This window comes from Geodermatophilaceae bacterium NBWT11, assembly GCA_014218215.1.
GTDB lineage: Bacteria > Actinomycetota > Actinomycetes > Mycobacteriales > Geodermatophilaceae > Klenkia.
In genome coordinates this window covers 2,529,425-2,548,661 of the sequence record CP043652.1, presented here as the reverse complement: position 1 = coordinate 2,548,661, position 19,237 = coordinate 2,529,425, and the positions used below count along the sequence as shown (strand labels likewise).

At 73.5% G+C, this 19,237-nt stretch carries 13 protein-coding genes; 5 read left to right on the top strand and 8 right to left on the bottom strand.

Features of this window, described 5'->3' with window-relative positions; translation table 11 throughout:
* Both F1C76_12220 and F1C76_12215 read right to left on the bottom strand, forming a co-directional pair.
* Entirely contained in the window at positions 1-1,623 is a 1,623-nt protein-coding gene (locus tag F1C76_12220; protein ID QNG37251.1) for a hypothetical protein, read from the bottom strand.
* Positions 1,624-1,710: 87 nt separating this feature from the next.
* Positions 1,711-2,862, bottom strand: coding sequence for a glycosyltransferase family 1 protein (locus tag F1C76_12215; protein ID QNG37250.1), 1,152 nt, complete (start codon positions 2,860-2,862; stop codon positions 1,711-1,713).
* A 356-nt stretch (positions 2,863-3,218) separates the two neighbouring features.
* Here F1C76_12215 and F1C76_12210 point away from each other — a divergent pair, with 356 nt between their 5' ends.
* A complete protein-coding gene (locus F1C76_12210) occupies positions 3,219-3,926 on the top strand; it encodes a hypothetical protein (GenBank protein QNG37249.1) in 708 nt (235 codons plus the stop codon).
* On the opposite strand, the gene F1C76_12205 is transcribed toward F1C76_12210, so the two are convergent.
* The 6 genes from F1C76_12205 to F1C76_12180 form a co-directional block, all read right to left on the bottom strand.
* A complete protein-coding gene (locus tag F1C76_12205) occupies positions 3,907-5,112 on the bottom strand; it encodes a hypothetical protein (GenBank protein QNG37248.1) in 1,206 nt (401 codons plus the stop codon). The two genes, F1C76_12210 and F1C76_12205, sit on opposite strands and share 20 nt — an antisense overlap.
* A 212-nt stretch (positions 5,113-5,324) precedes the next feature.
* Positions 5,325-6,176, bottom strand: coding sequence for a hypothetical protein (locus F1C76_12200; GenBank protein ID QNG37247.1), 852 nt, complete (start codon positions 6,174-6,176; stop codon positions 5,325-5,327).
* A 93-nt stretch (positions 6,177-6,269) separates the two neighbouring features.
* Entirely contained in the window at positions 6,270-7,364 is a 1,095-nt protein-coding gene (locus F1C76_12195; protein ID QNG39203.1) for a nitrite reductase, read from the bottom strand.
* Between the two features lie 83 nt (positions 7,365-7,447).
* A complete protein-coding gene (locus F1C76_12190) occupies positions 7,448-8,539 on the bottom strand; it encodes a 4Fe-4S dicluster domain-containing protein (GenBank protein ID QNG37246.1) in 1,092 nt (363 codons plus the stop codon).
* Positions 8,536-11,238: a molybdopterin-dependent oxidoreductase gene (locus tag F1C76_12185; GenBank protein ID QNG39202.1), complete on the bottom strand. Its 2,703-nt coding sequence runs from the start codon at positions 11,236-11,238 to the stop codon at positions 8,536-8,538. The genes F1C76_12190 and F1C76_12185 overlap by 4 nt, the downstream gene beginning before the upstream one ends.
* Before the next feature lie 21 nt (positions 11,239-11,259).
* Positions 11,260-11,829: a dehydrogenase gene (locus F1C76_12180; protein QNG37245.1), complete on the bottom strand. Its 570-nt coding sequence runs from the start codon at positions 11,827-11,829 to the stop codon at positions 11,260-11,262.
* A gap of 508 nt (positions 11,830-12,337) precedes the next feature.
* Here F1C76_12180 and F1C76_12175 point away from each other — a divergent pair.
* The 4 genes from F1C76_12175 (at position 12,338) to F1C76_12160 (ending at position 19,237) form a co-directional block, all read left to right on the top strand.
* Positions 12,338-13,072 (top strand): hypothetical protein, encoded by a 735-nt coding sequence (locus F1C76_12175; protein QNG37244.1) that lies wholly within the window; start codon positions 12,338-12,340, stop codon positions 13,070-13,072.
* Positions 13,073-13,189: 117 nt separating this feature from the next.
* A complete protein-coding gene (locus F1C76_12170) occupies positions 13,190-13,699 on the top strand; it encodes a hypothetical protein (protein ID QNG37243.1) in 510 nt (169 codons plus the stop codon).
* A 340-nt stretch (positions 13,700-14,039) separates the two neighbouring features.
* Positions 14,040-16,670, top strand: a complete 2,631-nt coding sequence (locus F1C76_12165) for an EAL domain-containing protein (protein ID QNG37242.1) — start codon at positions 14,040-14,042, stop codon at positions 16,668-16,670.
* A complete protein-coding gene (locus F1C76_12160; protein ID QNG37241.1) occupies positions 16,667-19,237 on the top strand; it encodes a diguanylate cyclase in 2,571 nt (856 codons plus the stop codon). Before F1C76_12165 ends, F1C76_12160 begins: the two co-directional genes overlap by 4 nt.

Sequence of the window (19,237 nt, the reverse complement as noted above, 5' to 3'; positions counted from 1 at the left end):
TCAGCGGAAGTAGCCCCCGGACTGTCGGAGTCCGCCACCGTTGCGCGTCACGCCCGCCATCCCGAACTGGCTCGTCGGCTGGTTGACCACGAGGGCGGCCGGCCGGCTGTCACCGGTGATCGTGATGGACTGCAGGGAGATGTTCCGGATCACGCCGGCGGGGGTGTTGGCGATGAGACCGAGCACCCGGCTCATCGTGCCGCGGTACCCGGAGACGTTGATGTCGGAGATGACCACGTCCTCCACAGCCAGGTCACTGGTGCCGTTGTAGAGCATGACCGACCCGTGGTCGATCGTGGTGTCGGCGTTGGCGTTCACCACGGTCCCTCCGAGCACCCGCACCCGGGCCACGCCCGTGGTGCCCCAGTTGCCCTCCGCCGCGATGAAGAGGGCCGACGCGTAGGTGTTGCGGACGTCGACGTCCAGCCAGGTGATGTCCGTGCCCCCCACGACGGACATCCCACGGCCGCCGCTCGTGCCGTCCACCCGGGGAGAGACCACCTCGATGCGCGTACAAGGGGCCCCGTCACCTCGATAGGACACGACGGCGACGCCGTCGTCGCCGACGTTGTGCACGTAGGGAGCCACGACCCGCCCGTCCCGAGCGCCCTGGGTCATGTGGATCCCGTCGGCGCGGGTGTTGGAGACGTCGACCCGCTCGATGAGGAAGTTCGACGTCCCGTTGCCGATGTACATGCCTGCGGCTGCCGAGCCGACGACCGCGACGTCCCGGACGGTGATCCCGGTGTGCCCGGCAATGCGCAGGCGCTGCTGCTCGTAGGCGTCCCAGCGCTTCGAGGTCCCGGAGATGCGCAGCGTCACATCGTCCAGGGTCACCCGGTCGGCGGCCAGGACGAAGGACGAGCGGGCCTCACGGGTGGCGAGCACGGTGCCGCCGCCGGTGATCGTGATGCCGTCCCGGCGCACCGTGAGGACGTCGGCCTGGACGAAGGTCCGGCCCTCGGGGATGACGACGACGTCGCCGTCCCGTGCTGCGTCGAAGGCCCGCTGCAGGGCGGCGGTGTCGTCGGTGACGCCGTTGCCGACGGCACCGAACTCCGTCACCGAGTACAGCCGGACGGCGGCGTCGGTGTCACCGCCCTCGTACGGCGGTGCGGGCTCGGTCGTGGGGTCGCCGGAGACCGGGGGCGTGCCCGGGTCGACGACGACCGGGTCCACGACGACCGGCTGCTCCGGGGCGGGCGCCGGCACCGGGTCGGGGGCCGGAGCCGGTGCAGGCGCCGGCTGTGCGGCCGTCGGGACGGTGACGGGCACAACGGGCGTGGGCACGGCGGCGGGGACCGGGACCTCGACGGTGGTCGGCGGCGCCTGCGTCGTCGACGACGTCCCGGCACCGGCCGGGTCGCCGGGGACCTGCCCGCGGGCCTGGGTCGCCACCGGGTACGGCTGGGCCACGGCCGGGCTGGACGGTGGCATCGACACGACGCCGGTCTCGGGCAGCCTGGTCTGCGACGAGGTCAGGCTCGGGACACCGGCCCCGACGAGCACCACGAGGGTGGCCCCGATCAAGATCCGTCGGCGTCGCCGACCGGCGACGTTCGACGGTGTCTGATCTGTGTGCACGACGCGCTCCCTGGGACTCGAGTGTTCTCGAGTGCCCATCGACGTGGGAGCGGTGGGACTGGAGGTGCTGGGGGCCGAAGGCGCCCCCTCCTCACCCGAAGGGGCGACGGGTGGGGCCTCCAGACGTCACAGCGTGAGCAGGAAGTCCAACAGCGTCGTCGACCGGTGGCTCCAGTCGCGGTCGTCCGCCACCTCGGCTCCGGCCTCGTTGCGGTCGTCGGCCACGAGCAGACCGGGGAGGATGCCGGCAGCGGCGCTCGCATCCGCCGCCACGAACACACCCGGCGGTGGGGTGCTGCTGCCGGCGAAGTGCGGGGTGGCCAGCACCCGGAGTCCAGCAGCGAGGTACTCGTAGAGCTTCATCGGGCTGCGTCCGCTGTTGGTGACCCCGGGGGTGAAGGGCATCAACGCGGTCCGGTACCCAGCCAGGGCGGCCGGCACCCGGGCGTAGTCGATCGCCCCGCGCAGCCGGACGTTCTCCCCCAGACCGTCGGGCCGGACGGGCGGCGGAGGGCCGAAGAGGTCGAACCGCACGTGTGGCCGCAATCTCGCCAGGTCGCGCAACCAGGCCCAGTCCAGCCGGTCGTCCAGAGCGCCCACGTAGACGACGGCGTCCTCGGCGACGGTCCTGGCTCGTCCGCCACGGAAGAACGGTGCGTCCACCCCGTTCGGCAGCACCAGGCTGGGCAGGTCCCGAGCACGGGAGGGCAGCCGGTCGAGCACCTCCTGCGACGTGGCGACGACGGCGTCCGACTCGGCGAGCGCACGATCCTGTGCCGCCCGCATGCGCTCACCGGTGTAGACGTCGGTCGGGCGGTAGACCGTCGTCCGGGCACCCACCATGGCACCGAGGCCGGCGAACATCGGCTGGTCCATCAGCAGGAAGTCCGGGCGCTCCAGACCCGACGCCCGGATCGTCCTACGGAGGCTCGGCACGGCCGTGTGCAGCGCCAGGTTGACCGGCCACCCAGCGGTCAACTGCACCGGCAACGTGGTGAAGGGGACCGAGGACATGCGCCCGTCGGCGTCCGCAGTGGGGCCGCTGAGCGTCGCCGACAACCGCGAACGGAGGCCGATCCGGTTCCCGAGGCCCAGGAACTTCACCGGGGACAGCGGAGTGGACATGTGCCCGACCTGCATCCCCTGCCGGGCGAACTCCCGCGACAGGTGGTGGCTGCCCACCCGGAAGACCCCGCTCTCCGGGGTGTGGCTCGCGAACAGCACGCGCAGCCGAGCGTGGCGTACGGCCGCGTCCGAGGCGTCCTCCACGGCGATCACGACAGCGCACCCCTGCGGTCTCCCGACCACCCGGAGCGGGACGGTCTCGCAACTGACTGACGCATCATCATCACCCTCAGTGTCCCCCACCCGGGGTGCACTATGGAGTGACACCGGTCGCACGGCGGCCGACAGCCGAACTGCCCGCCGCAGGAGGCCCCTGCTCCCGCCGCCCCGAGGGTGGTCGGGCACGGACGTGGCCGGCGCAGACCGGGGTCAGGGGGCATCGACGCACCTGCGCGCCGACCCAGCTTGACAGCGGGTGAACAACCGACCAACAGTTCACCTGATCGGGCGTTCACCAGGCGAGCGCCCTCACTCACGCCGAGTGCCGAGCCTGGACCGAGAGAGGTGTCATGTCGCTGGGCACGCCCACGTCCCGGTACTCGACCATCCGGCGAGCAGGGGCCTTGGCCATGGAGGCACCCCGGCCGCCGGTGCTCGTGGCAGTGGTCTGTCTGGCTCTCATCACGCTCTTCGCGATCACGGGGTTCCTGGCGAGGCTCGACGTGGCCGCCGCCCAGTGGTTCGAGCTCGATGCTGAGCTGCGTGGGGCTGCGGTCTTCTCCGCCCTGCTGCTCCTGGCTGCCGGCACCTCGACCGTGGGGGTCTGGCGACGAGACCGTTCCGGGCGGGCCGTGCTCCCTGTCGGGGTCCTGCTGTGCTTCATGGCCGTCGACGAGGTCACGGCGCTCCACGAGACCCTGGAAGCGACGACCGGGGTCGACTGGCAGGTGCTCTACCTCCCCGCCTTCGCTGTGGCCGGTGTCTGCTTCCTCCTCGCCCTGCGCCGGTACTGGGCGATCCCCGCGTTCCGGGGCACCTGGGTGCTCGGTGCCGTCTGCTGGGTGGTCTCCCAGGTGCTCGAGTTCCTGCAGTGGGACGGCGACGTCCAGCGGACGGGGTACTCGGCGATGATGATCCCCGAGGAGCTCCTCGAGATGCTGGGCAGCGCGTCGTTCCTTGTGGCGATGCTCGTCGTGGTGGCAGCGATGCGGGAACGGCACCCTGACCCCGGCGTCCGCGCGGACGGGAACGGCCGGCTCAACTCGCCGGCCCCGTGAACCGGCGCCGCTTCAGCTTCCACAGGACGAAGGCGCTGCCGAGCACGACGAGCTCGGTGAGCAGGATGGCCAGGCTCGCCCCCACCGCCCCTGCCCAGTTCGCTCCAGCCAAGAGCAGCGGGACGCCCACGACTGCACCTGCCACGGTGCTCGTGACGATGATCCTGGTCAGCCCCCCGGGAACGAGCACGTAGGCCGAGAACGCCAGCGACATCGACACCACGACCAGGGAGACGGCCATGGCCGAGGCCTGCCCGAACCCGACCTCGATGGTCCCGGAGAACACGACCCCGTCCAACAGCGGCGTCAGGACCGCCATCCCGACGGCGACCAGCACCCCCGCGGCCACGGTGACCAGCACGGCGGTGCGGGTGCGGGCCGGGCGGTCCTCGTCGGCACCGCCGGAGACCCAGCTCTGCAGCGCGTTCTTGAACGGGAAGAGGAGTGCCCGACCGAGCAGCTGCACGCGGTAGAGGGCGGCGAACAGCGCCAGCGACGCGGGGGAGACCGTGGCCACGAGGGTGACCGAGAACCCCGTCCAGGCGTAGGCAGCCAGCGAGCTGAGGATCAGGCCGGACTGCTCTCGCAGCGACGTCCCGATCGCCCGGGGGCCCGGGACGGTGCGGGTGGCCCGGTCACCGCGCAGCCGCACGAACGCCAGGACCACGGCGAGGACGTTCGCGACGATCGTGAGCACCGGGAACCCGATCAGCGGCATCCCGGACCAGAGGGCGACCGAACCGAGCACGGAGACGGCGACCTGCGGCAGCGTCTCGTACAGCGCGACGAGGCCACTGCGCCCGAGCCCGGTGAAGTACCAGGAGCTGGTGAGCCCGACGAGCCCGGAGCCGACGGCGGCCAGGACCACGACGGCGGCGTGGCTGGGTGCGACCAGGAAGGCGATCAGGCCCACGACGGGCAGGACGACCGCAGCCACCGCCAACCGGGTGAACAGGCTGGTCCAGTAGACCTCCTGGAGCTCGACCGGCGAGTCACGCCGGACCGCCACTGCGTGCGCCCCCACCAGGCCCCAGCCCATGAGGACGACGACGGCCGCCGCAGCGCCCAGTGTCTGACCCAGCACGACGGCGGCGAACCCGGACGCACCGGCCGAGGACGTGATCGCCGGCAGCGCGACCAGCGGCGCCAGAGCCGTGGCGGCGGTCAGCCCGTAGAACTCCAGCACCCGCCGGACCGGGGGGCGGTTCCGCGACGGTGGGCGGGCTGTCTCGAGCTGGGCCATGCGGGTTCCGGGGCCTCTTCCCTCGTCGGGCGGGCACCCGTCACGGGACGCCCCGAACGGCACCGGCGACGGCAGCCCTCCCCTCCGAGAGTAGTCAGCCAGAACCCCCGGACCGCTCCGACGACGGCGCCACCGCCCATGACACCGCCCACAGCTCAGCCCCGGGCGTGCTCCCGCAGCAGCTCGAGGTCGGCGGGGTCGTAGAGCCGGCTCACCACGTGGTCGTTCCCACCGTTCAGGTTCGTCCGGAACAGGGCCGAGTCCTGCGAACCCAACTGGACGGGGAAGTCGGCGGCCACCTCCCGGACCTGTCCCACCGGGAAGCCGCCCCGCAGGGCGTGCCGGTGCAACCAGAGGTCATCGGTGCGCCGCACCAGGTCGGGCACGCTCGCACCCCCCTCTGCCAGCCGAGCCTGGAGGACGGCGGGGTAGGCGACGCCGCCCATGCCGATCGGCACCCGCGCGAACGACGGACCGGAGCTGCGCGAGTACGACCATGCCTGGTACGGCGCCAGGACGGACTCGTCGGCGGTCAGCCGCATCATCCGCGACCGGTGCGCCCAGACCGCCGCGGGGTCCGCCCTGTGGGCGTCCACCAGGTCCTGCAGCCAGCGACGCGGGTAGAGGACGTCGTCGTCGGCGGTGACCAGCAGTGCACCGTCAGCAGCGTGCGCCAGGCAGTAGGGCAGGTACTTCTTGTGCGGTCCCCACTCGGCCGGGGCCTCGTGGACCTCCAGACCACGGTCGACGAGCCGCCGGAGGGCATCGGTCGGTGTCGCGTGGTCGGCGGGGTCCAGCCAGAGCACCAGACGGTCGGGCCGGAGCACACCGGCCGCGATCGTCTCGATGGTCCGGTGCACCCCGCGGACCCGCCGCCCGTGCGTGGTGAGCGAGACGACGACACCCGACGCGCCTCCACCGGTCACGGGTCTGCGCCCGGCCACGTGCTGGCTCACCGCCCGCGCCGTGCGTACGGCGGCCAGAGCCTGGTTCACCCGTTGCTGCACGGGGTGAACCTAGACCGGGCGGATCCGCTGCGGGGCGTGCTGACCCACGCGGGATCTCGGCGCACCCCCACGCACGTGCCGGAGGAGCCCGACTCAGCCCGCGGCAGCCGCTTCCCGGGCAGCCATCCGCGCCCGCTGCGGGACGACGACGTACTTCGGGTCCTTGCTCGACGCCATCCCCGCGTCGAAGACGCCGAACCGAGTCAGCAGCGAGCCAGCCGCGAGAAGCGTCCCTGACGCAACGGCACCCCAGCGCCGCCCGCCGACCACGGTGGCACCCACCGCGCCCGCGGCGGTGCACGCCTTGGCGATCCGCAGGAGCTTCCCGGCCCGGCCGATGTGGTACGGCTCGGAGACGATGCCGTGGTCGTTCTCGACCTTGTGCATCGCGACCAGCTCGACCGCGGCACCGGCGACGGCCGTGCGGCGGGCGGGGCCGGCCTGGTCGACCGGGGTGAAGACCATCGACAGGCCGCCACCGGCGGCCAGCGCCGAACCGCAGAAGACGAAGGGCAGCTGGTCGCCGGGCTCGTGCCAGGACGGCGTCGCGGTGTTCGCCAGCAGCACCGCGGTGTAGGCGGCCATCGGGCCACCGAAGACCGCGGCGCCGATGCCGGCGGTCTTGCGCAGGCCCACCGAGCGGATGAGCTTCGGCAGCCAGCCACCCGAGCGGCGCACGGCCGGGACCTGGCCCAGCAGGTGCAGCGCCGCGGTCGCGCCGGTCAGCGCGCTGAACGGCGACAGGATGTAGGAACCCACGCTCAGCGGCGAGGTCGGCTTGAACACCCGCAGCATGTGCAGGAAGCGCTCGGGGCGGCCCAGGTCGTGGATCAGGAAGCCCACCGAGGCGATCGCGCCGCCGCCGGCGATCAGGTGTCCGGTGCGCGCCAGGGCGGGACGGTCGGTGAACTCGGCCATCGCACCCAGCACCGACGCCGAACCGGCCGCGCCACCCAGGAACAGGTACAGCGGCACGTCGGGGGTCTTCCACACCGCGGACTTGACGATCTGCCGGCCGTAGTAGGACTGGAAGTCCGCGTCGCCGACCGTGGGGTCGCCGTCCCGGCCGCGCCCACCGCCGCCGCCCTTGCGCTTCCGCTTGGTCCGCTTCTGCGCCGAGGGACCGTCGGCCTTGCGCCAGCCACCACCCGGGGTGGCCACCCCGGAGGTGCCGGGGCGGTGGTCCAGCGGCGCGTCGACCGGCTCGGACGGGCGCCCGACGATCGCCGAGTCCGGCGAGACCTCCGGGGCCGACCGCTTGCCTGCGTCGCTCACTTCCGCCGTCCCAGGAACGAGGTGACGGCCACGCCGACCAGCATCGCGGCCGCACCGGCCGCGTGCTTCCACATCGAGGGCAGGTCGCGGGTGGTGACGATCGGGTCCGGCGGCAGGCCGTAGACCTCCGGCTCGTCGAGCAGCAGGAAGAACGCCCCCGCTCCCCCGACGCCGTCGTCCTCGTCGCGGCCGTACAGCCGCGCCGTGGTCACGCCCTGCTCGGTCAGCGTCGCCAACCTCGCGTCGGCACGCTCCTGCAGCTCGGCCAGATCACCGAACTGGATCGACTGGGTCGGGCACGCCGTGGCGCACGCCGGCTGCAGACCGTCGGTCAGCCGGTCGTAGCACATCGTGCACTTGAAGACCTTGCCGTCGTCCTTGCGCTGGTCGATCACGCCGTACGGGCAGGCCGGCACGCAGTAGCCGCAGCCGTTGCAGATGTCGTCCTGCACCACGACGGTGCCGAACTCGGTGCGGAACAGCGCACCGGTCGGGCAGACGTCCAGGCAGCCGGCGTGCGTGCAGTGCTTGCAGACGTCCGAGGACATCAGCCAGCGGATCTCCCGGTCACCCGAGGGCGCCGTCTGCGGGTCGAACGAGCTCAGCGCCTGGGCGTTGAGCACGCTGGCCTGGTCGATCGTCACGCCGTCGGCCTTCGCGTGCGCCGGGGACTCCCCCGAACCGCAGGACCCACCGCACCCACCCGCCGACTGGGCACCCTGGCCCGGGGCAGCCGGCACGCCGATCGAGGGCATCGGCAGGTCGATCGCGCGGGACTGCTCCACGAACGCGACGTGCCGCCACGAGTTGGCCCCGAGCATGCCGGTGTTGTCGTAGGACATCCCGGACAGGCCCATGGCGTCCTTCAGACCGTCGGCGTCGTCCATGGGGAGCGTGTTCCACTCCTTGCAGGCGACCTCGCAGGCCTTGCAGCCGATGCAGACGCTGGTGTCGGTGAAGAACCCGACCCGGGCCGGGTGGTCGTCCTCGTACCCGGCCTCTCCGGACACGTCCGGCAGCGGCCCGTAGAGCCGGTTCTCGTCGTCCTTGCCGGTGAAGACCGGGCTGGCTGAGCTGATCTGGGTCACGGGGTCCTCGGTCCGTCGCCGGACGGGTTGGTCTGTGTGGTGTTCGCCTGGTGGCCGCTCTCGCCGGTGAAGGACGCCGCCTCGACCGGGGACCGGCCGCCGACCGGGACGCGGCCGGACTTCACGCCGGCCCGCTCGCGGTAGGCCTCGACGAAGTCCACCAGCGCCGGGCCGCGCGGGCGCCGTCCGGGCTGGATGTCGCAGGTGGCGACCTTGGACTCCTGGATGTGCACGTTGGGGTCCATCACGACGCCGAACAGGTCGTTGCCGCTGTCGCCGACCGACAGACCCTGCTCGCCCCAGTGGTACGGGACGCCGATCTGGTGCACGATCCGGCCGCCCTTGAGCTTGAGCGGGCGCACCCGCTCGGTGACCAGGACCTTGGCCTCGATCGCCGTCCGGGCACTGACCAGCGTCGCCCAGCCGCCGTTCTCCAGCCCGCGCTCGTCGGCGAGCTCGGGGCTCACCTCGACGAAGAACTCCGGCTGCAGCTCGGACAGGTAGGGCAGCGTGCGGCTCATCCCGCCGGCGGTGTGGTGCTCGGTGAGCCGGTAGGTGGTGAACGCGTACGGGTAGACGTCGCTGGTCGGCGGGTTGCTCCGGTTCCAGGCCGCCTCGATGACCTCGCGGCCCGGGTTGGACTGCTGGGCGTAGAGCGCGTTGGAGACCGGCGACTCGTCGGGCTCGTAGTGCGTCGGCATCGGGCCGTCGGCCAGCCCGGTCGGCGCGAACAGCCACGCCTTGCCGTCGTTCTGCATCACGAACGCGTCAGCGCCGGAGATGCCGTCGGCACCCTTGGCGCCGGGCGCGGGCCGGTAGGACGGCGGCTTGGTCGCCTCGAAGTCCGGGACGTCGTGCCCGGTCCACTTCTGGGCGTCCTCGTCCCACCAGACGTAGGCCTTGCGCTCGCTCCACGGCTTGCCCTCGGGGTCGGCCGAGGCGCGGTTGTAGAGGGTGCGCCGGTTCGCCGGCCACGCCCAGCCCCACTCCGGGGCCACCCAGGACTGCTCCCGGCCGGGCTTGCGCCGGTCGGACTGGTTGACCTCGTCGGCGTAGACACCGGTGTAGATCCAGCAGCCGGCCGACGTGGAGCCGTCGTCCTTGAGCTCGGTGTAGGAGGACAGCGTCTTCCCGTCCGGGCCGACGCCGTTGATCTCGCGCAGCACCGCCTCGGCGCTGGGCTCGACGAAGGGACCGTGGGTCGGGTAGTCCCAGGTCAAGTCCAGCAGCGGGCGGTCGCGGGGGTCGGTGGAGTCGGCCAGCCGGTCCCGGAGGATGCGGCCCAGGTGGTAGTAGAACCACAGGTCGCTGCGAGCGTCGTCCGGCGGCTCGACCGCCTGGCGGTGCCACTGCAGCAGCCGCTGGGTGTTGGTGAAGGTGCCTTCCTTCTCCGTGTGCGTGGCCGCCGGCATGAAGAAGACCTCGGTGCCGATCTGCTCGGTGACGAGCTCACCGGTCTCGATCTCCGGGGCGGTCTTCCAGAAGGTGGCCGACTCGATCATCTGCAGGTCGCGGACGACGAGCCAGTCCAGGTTGGCCAGGCCCAGGCGCTGCATCTTGCCGTTGGCGTGGCCGACCGCGGGGTTCTCCCCCACCAGGAAGTAGCCGGGGATCTTGCCCTGGATCATGTCCGCGACCTGGCGGTAGGAGCCGTGGTCGCCGTTGATCTTCGGGATGTTGTTGAACAGGTAGTCGTTCTCGGCGGTCGCCGCGTCGCCCCACCAGGCCTTGAGCAGGCTGACCATGTAGGCCCGCGTGCCGCCCCAGAAGCCGTTCATCTCGTCACCGACGGCGCAGAAGTCGTCCAGCGTCTCGTGCTCGGTGGCGTGCGGCATGGCCAGGTAGCCCGGCAGCAGGTTGTACAGCGTCGGGATGTCGGTCGAGCCCTGGATGGAGGCGTGCCCGCGCAGGGCGAGGATGCCGCCCCCGGGCCGACCCATGTTGCCCAGCAGGGCCTGCAGGATCCCGGCGGTGCGGATGTACTGCGCGCCGACGGTGTGGTGCGTCCAGCCGACCGAGTACACCCAGGCCGTCGTCCGCTCCCGGTTGCTGTTCGCCGTCACCGTGCGGGCGACGTCGAGGAAGACCTCGGCCTCGATGCCGCAGATGTCGGAGACCATCTCGGGGGTGTAGCGGGCGAAGTGCCGCTTGAGCACCTGGTAGACGCAGCGGGGGTGCTGCAGCGTCGGGTCGGTGGCCGGGGTGCCCGACACCTTCGAGGGCTCGGGGATGGTCGCGCCGACCTCGTCGGACCCGCTCGCGCTGGGCTCCTGGGCGCCCTCGAACTGCCAGCTGGCCTTGTCGTAGGAGTTCGACTCGTCGTCCCAGCCGGAGAACAGGCCGTCGAGGTCCTCGGTGTCGACGAAGTCCTCGCTGACGATGGACGCCGCGTTGGTGAACGCGGTGACGTAGTCACGGAAGTCGAGCTCGTTCTCCAGGACGTAGCTGATCAGCCCGCCGAGGAAGGCGATGTCGGTGCCCACCCGCAGCGGCACGTGCTGGTCGGCGACCGCGCTGGTGCGGGTGAAGCGCGGGTCGATGTGGATGACCTTGGCGCCCCGCGCCTTGGCCTCCATCACCCACTGGAACCCGACCGGGTGGCACTCGGCCATGTTCGAGCCCTCGATGACGATGGCGTCAGCGTTGACCAGGTCCTGCTGGAACCCCGTGGCGCCGCCGCGCCCGTACGTCGCACCCAGACCGGGCACGGTGGCGGAGTGCTATATGCGGGCCTGGTTCTCGATCTGGATGGCCCCCATGGCGCTGTAGAGCTTCTTCATGAGGTAGTTCTCTTCGTTGTCCAGCGTCGCGCCACCGAGGCTGGCGATCCCCATCGTGCGGTTCACGCGCTTGCCGCCGTCGGTGTCCTGCCAGCCCTTGGTACGGGCGGCGAGCACGCGGTCGGCGATCATCTCCATCGCCTCGTCGAGCCCGAGGTCGGTCCACTCCGTGGCGTACGGCGCGCGGTACTTCACCGTGGTCACCCGGGTGGGGCTGGTGACCAGGGACTTGCTCGCGCTGCCCTTGGGGCACAGCCGGCCGCGGCTGACCGGGGAGTCGGGGTCGCCCTCGATCTGGACGATCTTCTCGTCCTTGACGAAGACCCGCTGGCCGCAACCCACGGCGCAGTAGGGGCAGATGGACTTCACGACCCGGTCGGCGGTGGCCGTCCGGCTCGTGACGTTCTCGGTCGCCTTGCTCCGCGCTGCGTGTCCACGACCCAGGGGGTCGGAACCGGTCAGCTGGCGGAACACCGGCCAGGAGTCGAGCCAGGTCTTCACCCGGACGATCGTGCCACCCGTGACGCGACGGTGCGCGGGCGGTCACACCCCCGCCCGGTGCGACCAGCACCGTCCGCGCCTCCTGACCCACGGCAGGCGGCCCCGGGTGGGCCGCCCGACGGAACACCGGTCCCTTCCGTCACGTGATGCCCCCACCAGCGGCATGTCGCGCACCGTGCTCCTACGGTGACCCTGAGGATCCCGCCATGAGCTTCTGGGTCGACGCCTCGCTGTTCGCGTTCCTCGTCTGGGCCAGCCACCACGCGGTCTTCATCGCCTGCGCGCTCGCCTGCGTGATCGGTCCTCGCCTCACCGCCGCGCCGCGCCGCGCCGAGGTCGCCGTCGCGGAGCCGGTCGCCGCCTGACCGACGCGCCGTGTGACCGGACGCGCCGTGTGACCGGACACGCCGACCGCCCGTCGACGACACGCCTGCACGTTCTGTACGTGCACACCTCCGGACTGTCACGATCGCGTGCGCCGGAGAGTGACCGGCGGCGGCACCGAGGGGGACCCACCATGGACGACCAGCCCGTGCGACGAGGCAGCCTCCCTCCCGTCCCCCCGAAGGCCAGCAGGCACGCCGCCGCACCCGCGCCGGGCCCGGTCGGGCTCCCGCCCGCGGACCGGCTGTCCGACTCCGGCCGGCACGCCGACCTCTCCGAGGACACCAGCGTCACGCCGACGCCCGTGCTCACCGAGACCGGCCGGCACGCCGCGGTCGACGAGCCCGACGACGACCTCCCCGGCGGTCGCGTGCTGGTCCACCGCCCCTCGCACCGCCGGTGGATCCCGGCCGGCGTCGGGGTCACCGTCGCCGCCGTCGTGGCCGCGGTCGTCCTGACGACCGGGTTCGCGAGCAACCCGGCACCGACCACCAGCACGGACGACGCGGCGGGCACCGAGGCCGTGGTCGCCACCACCCCGGCGGCGACCACCACCGCCGAGCTGCCGATGCCCGCGATCCCCACCATCGACCTCACGCCGGGCACCCCGGGCACCGCCGGGGCCGGGAGCCCGCCCACCGCGGCGCGGACCACGTCGGCGCCGAGGAGCACCCCGGTCGTGCACACCACCACCACGCCCCGCCCGCCCGCGCCGGTCACCCCGGACGCCCCGGTCGTCACGAGCACCCCGGTGGAGACCTCGACCTCGTCCGCCTCGAGCACGTCGGAGAGCAGCGCCCCGACGTCGGAGTCCACGACGACGACACCCAGCTGCACGACGGACTGCACGACGACCGCCCCGGCGTGATCCCGACCGGACGGCGGGCGCGTCGCTCGGGGACACGCCGGTGGGACTGGTCCGTCACGGCCTGAGGTGACTAGCGTCCGTGCCTGCAGTCATCAGGCGGACACGGGGAGCGACACGGTGGGTGGTCATCGAGCGGCGGGGCACGGCTCCCGCCGTCGGGCGCCCGCCCGGCCACCCCAGAAGCAGTGGCTCCCGGTCGCCCTCGCCGTCTGGACGCTCAGCTTCGCCGCCGTCCCGCTGGCGGTGCTGGCCCACGGGGCCATGAGCGACCCGGCCACCCCCGTCGTGGACAGCGCGACCACCCGCGCCGAGCCCGCGTCGGCGACGACCGCCGCCACCTCCGTCGCGCCCGTCCCCACCACCCCGACCACGGCCACGGCGACGACGCAGGCCGTCGACCCGGGCGTCGTCCCGCCGGTGGTCGACGAGGTCACCGCTCCGACCGCGTCCGTCCCCACGGAGACGACGCCCCCCGCCCCGAGCACGGAGCCGACGCCGGACCCGACCGCGTCCTCCGAGCCGACCGCGACCGCGACCGCCACGGACACGGCCGCGACGGCCACGTCGGAGACGACGACCAGCCCGTCGGCGCAGGCCACGACGTCCGCGGCCAGCACCGCCGGCTGACCCGCGTCAGCTGGGCGCGAACTCCCGGCGCAACAGCTCGTCCACGTCGAACCGGACCTCGTCGGCGAGCTCGGCGAGGTGCATCGACGCACCGATCCACAGGCCGGCCGCGCACGCCACCACAGACCACGCCAGTGTGATCCACAGGATGAACATCGACCCCTCCTCGGGGGTATGGCCGCACCAGTGGTGCGGGTCACTGGAACCTAGTGTGACGCGTGGGGTTCAGCCAGTCATTCGGTGGACGGCGCGTAACTATGTGGTCACGGAGCGCTCCCCCTTCGGGTGACAACCACGCGGGGGGCTCCACCTGGGGCCTCCCGGTCCCGAAGATCTGCCCGTGACCACTGGACCCCGCGCCTCCGTGGCGACCACCGGGTCCCCCTCCGACAGTCGTCTCCGACGGGCGACGTGTCTCGTCCTCCTGGCCGCAGCAGCCACGCTGGCCGCCGGCCGGTTGCCCGGTGCAACGGGCACGGCGGCGCTCGTCACCCTCACGTTCGGCGGCCTGGTGGCCTCCGCCGTCGCGTGCCTGCGGCTGGCCGGGCGCAGCGGCCACCCGGCGGTGTGGCGCTGGTACGCCGCGGCCACGCTGGCCACCACCCTGGGCTCCGGGCTCGTCCAGGTGGTCTCCGGTGACGCCGTCCCACCGACCGCCGGCGCGCTCCCGGGCATGCTGCTGGCCCTGGTCCCGGTGGCCCTGCTCATCCCCGCGGCGACCTGGCGCGGGCTGCCCCTGCAGCTCGCCAGCTCGCTGTCGCTGTTCGTCGTCGCCTGCCTGCTGTGCCTGCTGACCGTCTTCGTCCTGTTCAACGGGGGCGACCTCGACGCCGGCACCACCGACGGAGCCACGCTCTACGCGCTGGGCATCGTCGTCGCCCTCACCACCGGCGTCAGCCTGCTGCTGACCACCAGCAGCACCGGGCCGCTGCGCCGGGTCGCCCTCGTGGTCCTCGCCGCCCAGCTCGCCAACGCTCTCGCCAGTTCGATCGGCGCCCTCCGCGAGTTCGTCGACCCCGCCGCGACGGACCCCCCGGCGGTGGCGTGCGCCGTGGGGGTGCTGGGCTTCGGCCTGCTGGCCGTGGCCGCGCTCGCCGACCGCTCCCCCGCGCCGACCGTCCCCGCCGACGTCCTGCTGTCCCCGGTAGGGGCGCTCCTCCCGCACGCGACCGCCCTGGTCGGGGGGACCCTGCTGCTGGTGAGCGTGCTGGTCACCGGTGAGCTCAGCCGGGTCGGCGTCGTCCTCGGCGTGGTCGGGCTCGCCCTGCTCGTGCTGCACCAGGCCGTCGCCTGGCGGGACCACCGGGCCCTCACCGCCGACCTGACGCGCAGCGAGGCCTACTTCCGCACCGTCGTCCGCTCCAGCGTCGACCCGGTCGTCGTGCTGGACGACCAGCTCCGGGTGGCCTGGGCGTCCAGCGGGGTCTCCGACCTCCTCGGCCGGGACGCCGACCGGGCCGTGGGGCACCTCATCTCCGAGGTCGTCCACCCCGACGACGCCCCCGGTCTGTTCGCCGGGCTCCGCTCGACCGCCGGCGACGAGGGACCCGAGGGCCGCACCCGCACCGCCCGGCTGCAGCACCGGGACGGGAGCTGGCGGCTCATCCAGGCCCGGGTCCGCGACCTGCGGGCCGACCCCGACGTCGGGGCCCTGGTGCTCTACTGCCGCGACGTGAGCGGCCGTCGCGGGACCGACGGCGCCGACGTCGCCCTGGTGACGGCCACCGACCCGGTCACGGGACTGCCCACCCGCCCCGAGCTGGTCCAGCGCCTGGCGACCCTGCTCCGGGACCGGCCCTGCCGCCCGACCGCCCTGGTCAAGATCGGCGTCAGCGGCCTGGGTGAGCGGCCCCACCCGGCGGCCCTCGTCGAGCTGACCGCCCGGTTCGCCCGACTGCTGCGCGGGGACGACTGGCTCGTGCGGTCCGGGACCGGCGAGTTCTCCGTGCTGGTCGCCGGGTCCGTCACCGACGCCGAGGCCGTCGCCCACCGGCTCACCGGTTCCGTCGACCCGGACACCCCGCTCGGCGGGCTGCGGCTGTCCGCGGCCGCCGGCATCGCCACCCTCGAGGACGACGCCGACGCCGGTGACGTGCTCCGCCGGGCGGGCACGGCGCTGACCAGTGCCCGGGCGGCCGGACCCGGGCGGGTCCGCAGGCACAGCGTCGCCCTGCTCATCGCCCAGAACCGCCGCGACGCGTTGCGCCGGGACCTCGAGGTGGCCCTGGAGCGCGACGAGCTGCGGCTGGTCTACCAACCGATCGTGGACCTCGCCCTGCACCGCACCGTCTCGGTCGAGGCCCTGCTGCGCTGGTCGCACCCGACCTGGGGCGAGGTGTCCCCGGCCGAGTTCGTCCCGTTGGCCGAGGAGTCCGCCCTCGTCGTCACCCTGGGCCGCTGGGTGCTCGGCGCCGCGACCCGCACCGTGGCCGCGCTGCCGACCAGCTCGGTGGCCGTCGCGGTCAACGTCTCGGCCCGGCACGTCCGGTCCGGGGAGCTGCTCACCGACGTGCTCACGGCCCTGGAGGACAGCGGCCTCCCGGCCTCGCGGCTGACCCTCGAGCTCACCGAGTCGGTGGTGCTGGACGACGTGCACGTCGCTGACGAGCTGCTCGCCCTGCACCGGCTCGGGGTACGGATCGCGGTGGACGACTTCGGCACCGGGTGGTCCTCGCTGGCCTACCTGGTCGGGCTGCCCATCGACGTCCTCAAGATGGACCGGCAGTTCCTCGCCGACATCGAGCACGACCGGCAGCGCCGGGCGCTGTGCCGCTCGGTGCTCCACCTGGGCAGCAGCCTGGGCATGGACGTCGTCGTCGAGGGCGTGGAGACCCCGGCCGAGCTGCAGCTGCTGCGCGACATGGGCCACCGGTTCGTCCAGGGCTTCCTGCTGGCCCGGCCGCTGGAGGCCGTCGACCTCCCCGACCGGGTGGCCCGCAACGCCGTGGCCCCCACGGGTCTGCCGTCGTGACCGCCGTCCCGCGCTCCAGCGTGGTGGCGCTCGTGGTCGGGGGCCTCGTGCTGGCCCTCGCGCTGCCGTCGTCGCCGCCGGACGGCTCCGGCCGGCAGTGGGACAACCTCGCCCTCGGCCTCCTCGCGGCGGTCGCCACCCTGCGGGCGGCCCGGGCCGCCCGCGGCCTGGACTCCCGGGCGCGCACCCCGTGGCGGCTCCTGCTCGTCTGCGGGGGGCTCTTCTCCCTGTCCGGGCTGGTCACCGGCAGCGGCCTGGCACCCGCGTTCGGTGGCGTCGGCATCGGGGACCTGCTGCTCGGCCTGGCCGTCTGCCTCCCGCCGGTGGTCTGCGTGCTGCTCGCCCGGCAGGTGAGCAGCACGCGTGGACCGACCCTGCTCGTCGACGGCCTGCTGGTCACGCTGTCCCTGCTCGTCGTGACCGACCTGCTGGTGTTCACCGCCGAGGGCGCGGGCGCCCTGGGCCCGCTGGCCGTCGGCTACGGCAGCTACGCCGCCGTCGCGGTCGGTCTCGGCGGAGCGCTGTGCACGGTGTCCACCCGCGCGCTGCGGCACTCGGCCACCGCCGTCGTGGTCGGCATCGCCCTGAGCGCACTGGCGTCCTCGATGCTCGCGGTCTCCCTGCTGTACCCGCTGCAGCTCTGGCAGGCGGTCGGGGACGGTGCCGTCCTGCTGGCCCTGGAGGCCTTCCTCCTCGCCATCGCCGCGGCACCGCGCACGGTCGCGGCCGACCAGGGCCCCCGCGCCCGGGCGCCCCGGATCAACCCGATCGGCCTGGGCATCACCGTCGCGGCGCTCTTCGGCCTCCCGCTGGCGCTGCTCGTCGCCGTGCTCCGGGGCCAGCAGCCCTCGCCCGTGGCCCTCGCGGGGGTGGCCGCCGTCGTGGCCCTGCTGCTGGTGCGCACCAGCCTGCGGGTGCGGGACAGCGGGCGGCTGGTGGCGGACCTGATGCGGACCGAGGAGGACTTCCGCGAGCTCGTGGAGTCCAGCACCGACGGGGTGGTCATCGTCGACGGCGACCTCCGCCTCCAGTTCACGTCCCGCGCCGCGCGCAGCCTGCTCGGTCTGGACGACCCGGGTGCCGGGATCCCGCTGCTCGACCTGGTCGACGCCGCCGACCGTGAGCGCGTCGGGCAGGAGCTGGCCGTGGGCGGCTCGGTGCTGCACTTCGGCGTCCCGGCCGACGACGACGGGCACACCGAGCTCGAGGTCACCCACCACGACCGTCCCGGCAGCGACCGCCGGGTGCTGCACCTGCGCGACGTCACCACCCGCCGCCGGCGCGAGCGCGAGCTCGAGCGGATGGCCTACACCGACCACCTCACCCGGGTGCCCAACCGCGCCCTGCTCTTCCAGGAGATGGGCAACGGCACCGCCGAACGCTGCCTGCTGGTCCTCGACCTCGACGGCTTCAAGGCGGTCAACGACGAGGCCGGGCACGAGGCCGGCGACCAGCTGCTGGTCGAGGTGGCCCGTCGACTGCGCTCGGCCGTCCGCGAGCAGGACGTCGTCGCCCGGCTCGGGGGCGACGAGTTCGCCGTCCTGGTCGAGGGCACGCTGCGCGAGGCCCGCGACACCGCCCAGCGGGTGGTCGACGCGCTCGCCCACCCGCACCGCACCGCGGCCGGCACCTACGCCGTCGGCGCCAGCGTGGGGGTCGCCCAGCTGCACCCCGGCGGGGGCCAGCTCGCCTTCCGGGAGGCCGACGCGGCCCTGCGGGCGGCCAAGCAGGCCGGCAAGGGCTGCGTCCGGGTGTGGGACGACGGCCGCGGCTCGCACTCCACCGACTCCGACGTCGCCGCCGCGCTCGCCGACGGCCAGGTCCAGCTCCGCTACACCCTGGCCGGCTCCGCGGAGTCCCCCGTGCTGGCCGTGCACGCCGTCCCGGTCTGGGTCCACCGCACCGCCGGCGAGCTGCCCGCCGCCGAGCTCTGGGCGGCCGGTGGCCGGCAGGGTCACGCAGCCGCCCTGCAGCGCTGGCTGGTGCACACCGCGACCGCCGAGGCGGCCACCCTGCCCGCGGACCTGACCCTCGCCGTCGACCTGCCCGCCGGGCACGTGCTACCCGAGCTGCTGGTCGCCGACGTCCGCACGGCCCTGGCCACCTCCGGCCTGCCCGCGCCCCGGCTCTCGGTGGCCGTCACCGAGGAGGCCCTGGCCACGGCGCCGGCCTCGCTGCCCCGGGCGCTGCACGTGCTGCACGCCGACGGCGTGCGGATCTGCCTGGACGACTACGGCATGGGCCAGACGCTCTACAAGCACCTGTCCCGCATCCCGCTGGACTCCGTCCGCGTGGACCTGTCGGCCCTGGGCGCCCGGGGCGACGAGGCCCGGGCCCTCCAGGTGCTCGCGGCCATCACCGCGACCGCCGACGCCTTCGGGATCACCACGATCGTGCACGGCGTGGAGGCCACCCCCCCTGCGCGACGCCGCCCTGGCGACCGGCGTGCGGATGGTGCGCAGCCGGGCCACCCCCCAGCTGGTCGACATCGGCGGGGTCCGCGCCCTGCTGGCCGAGGGCGCCCCGAGCGTCGGTGGCCGCTGACCTGCATCTCTGTTGTTCACTGA